The following is a 6,267-nucleotide window of genomic DNA, read 5'->3' on the forward strand; positions in this document are numbered from 1 at the left end:
GGAACAACCTCGCCGTCGATCTGACGCCGAAGGACCAGGTGTTCGACTATCTGATGGGCGCCTTCCCGGTGATGGCGATGGACGCCATCGAGGACGAGGACGGGGCGGTGACCATGGTCCCGGTGACGGTCGATGGCGTACCCGTGGTCAGCCAGGAGGCCCTGCGGCTGCGCGACGAACTGGTCACGCACCTGGCCTGCCTGCCGGCGGTCCCGGGTGTGCTCGACGCCGTGCTCGATGCGCTCGGGACCGAACTGGTGGCCGAGATCACCGGCCGCAGCCGCCGGGTGGTCCGGCGTGACGGCCGCCGGGTGGTGGAGCGGCGTAGCGCCTCGGCCGCCAAGGCCGAGACCGACGCCTTCATGGCCGGCAAGAAGCGGGTGCTGGTGTTCTCCGACGCCGGCGGCACGGGCCGCAGCTACCACGCCGACCTGGGCGTCGCGAACCAGCAGCGCCGGGTCCACTATCTGGTCGAACCCGGCTGGCGGGCCGATGCGGCGATCCAGGGCCTGGGCCGGTCGCATCGGACCAACCAGGCCGTGGCGCCGCTGTTCCGGCCGGTGACCACGGACATTCACGGCGAGAAGCGGTTCACTTCGACGATCGCGCGGCGCCTGGACAGCTTGGGCGCCCTGACCCGGGGCGAGCGGCGGACCGCCGGCAACGGCCTGTTCCGCGCCGAGGACAACCTCGAAAGCCCGTGGGCGCACCGGGCGCTGCAGGCCTTCTACATCGGCCTGCACTTCGGCAACGTCGAGGCGATGGACCGCGAGACCTTCGAGGCCAAGACCGGCCTGCGGCTGCTCGACCATGAGGGCAACCTCAAGAAGTCCGACGACATGCCGCCGATGAACACCTTCCTGAACCGGCTCCTGGCGCTGCGGATCGCCGATCAGAACAGCCTGTTCGCGGCGTTCGAGGCGATCCTGGGCTCGATCCTGGAGCGGGCCCAGGCGTCCGGCGCCCTGGACCGCGGCATGGAGGACATCGTCGCCGACGACGTGGTCATCTCGGACGAGGAGGTGATCCGCACCGACGCCGTCACCGGCGCGGAGACCCGGCTCACCCGCTTCCAGGTTCGGACGGTGCGCCAGCTGACCTCGGCCGTCGACGCCCTGGCGGGCCTCGACCGGGACGGGGTGATCTTCGCGGTCAACAGCAAGTCCGGCCGCGCCGCCCTCGTGGTCCAGGGCCTGACCACCACCAACGACGACGATCGGCTGATCCCCGCCGTGCGCCTGATCCGCCCGGAGAAGCGCTCGATCGCCTCGCTCAAAGGGTTCGAGGAATCGGCGTGGGAGGACGTCGGCGAGGCGGCCTGGCGCACGGCTTGGGACGCCGAGATCGTTCAGGCGGACCCGTGGGTCTCGCGCGATCTGGTATTGGTGTCGGGCCTCCTGCTGCCGATCTGGTCGAGCCTGCCCGACAAGGCGACCTCGGTCCGCCGGCTGAAGGCGCCGGACGGCCGGCGCTGGCTGGGCCGCGTGCTCGATCCCGGCCAGGTCCCGCAGCTGAAGGTGGCGCTGGGGTTGACCGACACCGCCAGCGCCTTCGCCGACGGCGCCGCGACCGCTCCGCTCGTCCTCGGGGAGGGCGCCGCCTTCTCCCTGGCGGGCGGCCTGTGGCTGCGGCGGGCCAAGGTGATGGACCGCTACCGGATGGAGGTGGTCGGGGCGGCTTCGCAGCGCGCGGCGTTCACGGCGCTGGGCTGCTTCGTCGAGATCATCGCATACACGCCGCGGGTGTTCGTGCCGATCGACCAGCCGCAGGTGCTGACCGCGATCCTGGCGAAATGGCCGGTGCAGACGGTGCTGCCGGCGGCGGCGTAGGCCGGGTTTCAAACTGCCCTGCAACGAAGCGCCCCGCCCGGTTCGCCGGGCGGGGCTTTCTCGTCAGGCGGGCTCCGCGAGGGTAGGCTCGGGACGGTGCAGCGCCGTCAGGGTTTGGCCGGGTGCGGCCACGACGACCTTGGAGAAGAACCGCTCGACCCCGTCCTTGTCGGTGTAGCGATCGTGGCGGATTTCGCCCTGGACGAAGACCTTGGCCCCGGTCGGCAGGCCCTTGGAGGCCAGCCAGTTCACCGTCGCGGGGGTCCAGATCTCCACCTGGTGCCAGGTGGGGTAGTCCTTCCGCTCACCCTTGGTCTTGCTGTAGCGGCTGGTGCAGACCCGCAGCGTCACGACCGGCTTGCCCGAGGTGGTGGTGCGGATTTCCGGTTCGGCGCCCGTGAAGCCGATGAGTTGGACCTGGTTCAGCATCGTCGTTCTCCATCTTCCGCCCAGAGAGGCCTGGGCGGCCCGCGGTCCCTGCCGCGATCACGCCACCGTCCAGGCCGGGGTTCAGCGACGGGCGGAGGCCCGGCCGGTCTGGAAACCGGTCTGCAGCGCACTAGCCGCGAAGACCGGAGGGTCCGGACGGGCCGCCTCGCTGGCGAGGTCGGCTTCCGCCCTGAGCGGCCCGGCCTAGGGTTGCGGACTTGATTGCGGGGGACCGTCTGCCGCCCCGGCGCCATCTCCGAGAAGATCTGACGATGCCGCTGAACTTGGCCACGTCCTCGGTGAGGGCGCTTGCCGCGAGACGCCCATAGGCGCCTGGTCGCCCGCGACGCTGCGAGCTGCTGTCCGCATGAAAAGGGAAAGGAAGGGGCGCGCCGGGCGAGCCGGCCGGGGAATGGGTCCTGGGCCGGCGCTGGACCTGGCCATGCTGTACCCCTTTCCGCCGACCGTCGGATCTTCCTCGCCCTGGGGACCGATCCAACACCTGACTCCTTTGGGCCCGGACGCCGTCGCCGTCTCGACCGCGTCGCACGGGGGCATCCGCATCTCGCTGCCCGCGCTGGCCCGCCTTCCCGAACCGCTCCAGGCGACCGCCTACAGCGGCGCCGGCTGGTTCGAGGAGGATTGCGATTGGGCGATTCCGTACCTCGCCCTTGGCCTCGACGCCTTCGAGCCCGACGCCGCGCGGGCCGCCGAGGTGTGGGCCGCGGCCGTCCACACGGTTCAGCGCTACCATTCGCAGCACGCGGCGTTGCTCGGCGCGGATGGCGACCCGAAAGGGCGCCCCCATGGCTGAGCAGCGAGATCTGTTTTCGCCCGGCGTGGCGGAGGCCGCGGCGCCTTTGGTCCTCACGGCCGGCGGAGGGCGCGAGGACCTGCGGGAGCGGTTCGCGGCCTTCGGCCTCGCCAGCCTGGATGAGGGCGACACCCTGGCGCTCGTTCTCGAGCGTTGCCTGACGCCGGGCGTTGACGCCATGGCCGCCGCCGACGCGCTGATGGCGCGGTTCGGCGGCATCGGCCGCGTGCTTGGCGCCGCCGAGGGCGACCTGGCCCGGGTGATCGGCGCGGCAGCGGCCCGCCAGTTGGGCCTGCTCCACGCGCTCCTGTTGCGCGCGCTGGAATACCCCCTGCGCCAGCGCCCGGTCCTCACCTCGACCGAGGCGGTGCGGACCTATCTGCGCACGCGGCTCGCCGCCTTGCCGCGTGAGGCCTTCCACGTCCTGTTCCTCGACAAGAAGAACCAGCTGATCGCCGACGAGCGGATGGCGGAGGGGACCGTCGACCACGCGCCGGTCTACCCGCGCGAGATCGTGCGCCGGGCGCTCGAGCTGTCGGCCAGCGCCATCGTGCTCGCCCATAATCATCCGTCGGGCGACCCGGCCCCGTCGCGCGCCGACATCGACATGACCCAGCAGGTGGTGGCGGCCGCCCGCGCGCTGCAGATCGCGGTCCACGACCATTTTGTGGTCGGGGGCGACCAGGTGGCGAGCCTTCGGGCCTTGGGGCTGATGTAGGCGGCCGGTGCGGCGTGAGGAGGAGGAAGGGCCGGTCCGGGTGCGCTCGATGGGAGCGCATCTGGAGGAATTCCGATGTCTGAATCTGGCTGGTCCGAGACCCGCGTCACCACCCTGTCCCAGCTCTGGCTCGACGGCCTGTCGGCGTCGCAGATCGCCAAGCAGTTGGGCGGCGTCACCCGCAACGCCGTTATCGGCAAGGTCCATCGCCTGGGGCTGAGCGGCCGGGCGGCTGCGTCCGCTCCGGCGCGTGCGCCGCGCACCGCGACTCCTCGGCCCAAGCGACCGCGCCGAGCCGCCGCGGCGGCCCCTGTCCTTCGCAAGTCATCCGCCCGGTCGCCCGTTCAGGCCTTTGCGCTGACGCCCGAGGACCCGGGATTGGTCGGGGATATGGCCCAGCTGGGCGCCCACGCCTGCAAGTGGCCGATCGGCGACCCCAAGAGCCCTGATTTCAGCTTCTGCGGCCGGCAGGCCGATGGCCGCTACTGCGCGGCCCACGGGCAGCGGGGCGTGCGGCCTGGGACCGCCTGGCGCGCCGACCGCGATCCGGTCGTGAGGCGCGCCTTGGCCGGCTTGCTCTGAGCGTTCGTGTCCGGAGCAACGCCATGACGCCCTCCGCTCGCCTCACAGCCGATGTGGACTTTCGCTTCTACGTTGGCATCCACCATCCGCGACTGGCCTGGCCGCTGACCTTGCGGGGATTCCGCGTGTGCGTTTCGGCGAATGTGCTGCGGGACCGACTTGGTGATGTGCCGTTTCTCGGGTGTGACGCACCCTGGTTTCTGGATTCGGGGGCTTTCACCCAGGTCGCCCTGAGGGGTGGTTTCCAACAGTCCACGGACGACTACGCGGCGATGATCCGGCGCTTCGCGGGGACAGGCCTGATCGCGGCCTCGACGCAGGACTACATGTGCGAGCCCGTCGCCCTGCGCGCGACGGGCCTGACGGTCGGACGCCATCAGGCGCTCACCATCGCGCGGTTCGACGCCATCCGGGCGGCCGGCACGGCCGGCGTGCATCTCCTCCCCGTGCTGCAGGGACGGACGCCTGACGACTATCGACGCCACCTCGAGGGGTATGGCGCGCGGATAGGCTACGGCGCCTGGGTGGGCGTGGGTTCGCTCTGCAAGCGTCAGGGCGATCCGGGTGTGATCGCCGCCATCCTCGACGCCATCTTGTCTGACCGGCCAGACCTGCGGCTGCACGGGTTCGGCTGCAAGCAGACCTCGCTCTTTGAGCCGGCGGTGCGGTCCAGGCTGGCCACGGCCGACAGCATGGCCTGGTCCTATGCGGCCCGGTTCGAGGGTCGCGATCAGAACGCCTGGGACGAGGCTGGGCGCTTCGCCCTTGGGGTCGGCGGCTGCCCTGAAGCGATCGACTTCCTGGCCGCGCGCGCCGGGTGGCGGCGGGCGGCCAGGCGAGATGAGGCGACTCCCAAGCGGGGTCTCGGGACGGCCCTTTGGCTCCAGTGACCTCGCCACCATCCGTCGTCCCCCACAAGGGACGCTGCGCTCAAAGCCCTTGTGGGGGCCGCCGCCTGTCGGCGCGAGGCGGTCACGAGCCGACGGGCTCGACCCTCCAACCCCCACTCCAGGGATCACCCCATGCAGTTCTCGCCTTTACCCCCCACCTCAGAGCGGCTGACGCACTACGAAGCCCAGACTCTCCGTCTCGAAGACGCCCGCACCCATCCGCCCGAAGACGCCCTGCTCCAGCTCGGCCATGGCCTGATGAATGAAGTGCTCGATCTCGTCAGCGACTCCGCCCTGGAGGACTTCCAGACCCTGATCGGCGAGGCCCTGATCGGAGCCTTCCACTCCGCCGCCCAGCGCATCGAACGCGACGCCGACAAAGCCCGCGACACCCTGAACGGCCTGATCCGGGACTTCGATGGCTCGGAGATCCTCGACGTCGAGATCCAGGAGGCGACCCTGAAAGCCCGCACCGCGGACGTGGCGACCCTCGCCCTGGAGATTATCCGCGACGCGGCCGCCGCCAGCTACACCACCTCGACGGGTGATGTCTGGAGCCCCTGGAAGGGGTCGGTGAAGGCGTCCCGCACCACAGCGGCGCAGATCGAGGCCCGCGATGCGATCCGGGCCAGTAAGGCCCGCAAGCATGCGGCGGCGTTCCCGGGCGCGACGATCGTGGCGTTCCGCGCGGCCCCGCAGGCCGACACCGCCGACGACGCAGGGCGGATCTTCGACGCCCTGAACTGGGCGCTGGCTCAGTGGCCGGACATGGCTCTGGCCACCTCAGGCGCCAGGGGTGGTGAAAAGCTCGCCATCAAGTGGGCCAAGCAGAAGGGCGTGACCCTGGTGCTCGCCAAAGCCGATTTCGACCGCAATGGTCGGGCGGCGCCGTTCCGGGCCAACGACGAGATGCTGGAGCTTGATCCGGTCTGCGTCCTGACCCTGGCCAACTCGATCAATCCGAGCCGTGGCGGCAGCTTGCAGCCCTTCGGACCGGCCCTGAAC

Annotated in this window: 7 protein-coding genes; 6 read left to right on the plus strand and 1 reads right to left on the minus strand. The window is 70.8% G+C overall.

Translation table 11 applies throughout. The features are described 5' to 3' along the window. A partial coding sequence (locus QZV94_RS22120) for a strawberry notch C-terminal domain-containing protein (protein WP_293682053.1) occupies positions 1 to 1,829 on the plus strand: 1,829 nt, incomplete at its 5' end. A 63-nt stretch (positions 1,830 to 1,892) separates the two neighbouring features. Here QZV94_RS22120 and QZV94_RS22125 read toward each other — a convergent pair. Continuing rightward, positions 1,893 to 2,258 (minus strand): single-stranded DNA-binding protein, encoded by a 366-nt coding sequence (locus QZV94_RS22125; RefSeq protein WP_293682056.1) that lies wholly within the window; start codon positions 2,256 to 2,258, stop codon positions 1,893 to 1,895. 511 nt (positions 2,259 to 2,769) lie between these two features. Between QZV94_RS22125 and QZV94_RS22130 the strand changes: the two genes are divergently transcribed. The 5 genes from QZV94_RS22130 to QZV94_RS22150 all read left to right on the plus strand — a co-directional run. After that, positions 2,770 to 3,072, plus strand: coding sequence for a hypothetical protein (locus tag QZV94_RS22130; protein ID WP_293682059.1), 303 nt, complete (start codon positions 2,770 to 2,772; stop codon positions 3,070 to 3,072). Continuing rightward, complete coding sequence (gene radC, locus QZV94_RS22135) at positions 3,065 to 3,790, plus strand: DNA repair protein RadC (RefSeq protein WP_293682062.1); 726 nt, start codon at positions 3,065 to 3,067, stop codon at positions 3,788 to 3,790. The genes QZV94_RS22130 and radC overlap by 8 nt, the downstream gene beginning before the upstream one ends. Positions 3,791 to 3,865: 75 nt before the next feature. Next, positions 3,866 to 4,372: a GcrA family cell cycle regulator gene (locus QZV94_RS22140; RefSeq protein WP_293682065.1), complete on the plus strand. Its 507-nt coding sequence runs from the start codon at positions 3,866 to 3,868 to the stop codon at positions 4,370 to 4,372. A gap of 23 nt (positions 4,373 to 4,395) precedes the next feature. After that, complete coding sequence (locus QZV94_RS22145; protein WP_293682068.1) at positions 4,396 to 5,262, plus strand: hypothetical protein; 867 nt, start codon at positions 4,396 to 4,398, stop codon at positions 5,260 to 5,262. Positions 5,263 to 5,394: 132 nt separating this feature from the next. Next, the coding region (locus tag QZV94_RS22150; protein WP_293682071.1) for a DUF2493 domain-containing protein at positions 5,395 to 6,267 on the plus strand (873 nt) is incomplete at its 3' end.

Source organism: uncultured Phenylobacterium sp., assembly GCF_902826855.1.
Classification (GTDB): Bacteria; Pseudomonadota; Alphaproteobacteria; order Caulobacterales; family Caulobacteraceae; genus Phenylobacterium.

Coding starts and splice junctions, on each gene's coding strand:
- QZV94_RS22125 (WP_293682056.1), bottom strand. CDS start 2,258: ATGCTGAACCAGGTCCAACTCATCGGCTTCACGGGCGCCGAACCGGAA.
- radC (WP_293682062.1), top strand. CDS start 3,065: ATGGCTGAGCAGCGAGATCTGTTTTCGCCCGGCGTGGCGGAGGCCGCG.
- QZV94_RS22140 (WP_293682065.1), top strand. CDS start 3,866: ATGTCTGAATCTGGCTGGTCCGAGACCCGCGTCACCACCCTGTCCCAG.
- QZV94_RS22145 (WP_293682068.1), top strand. CDS start 4,396: ATGACGCCCTCCGCTCGCCTCACAGCCGATGTGGACTTTCGCTTCTAC.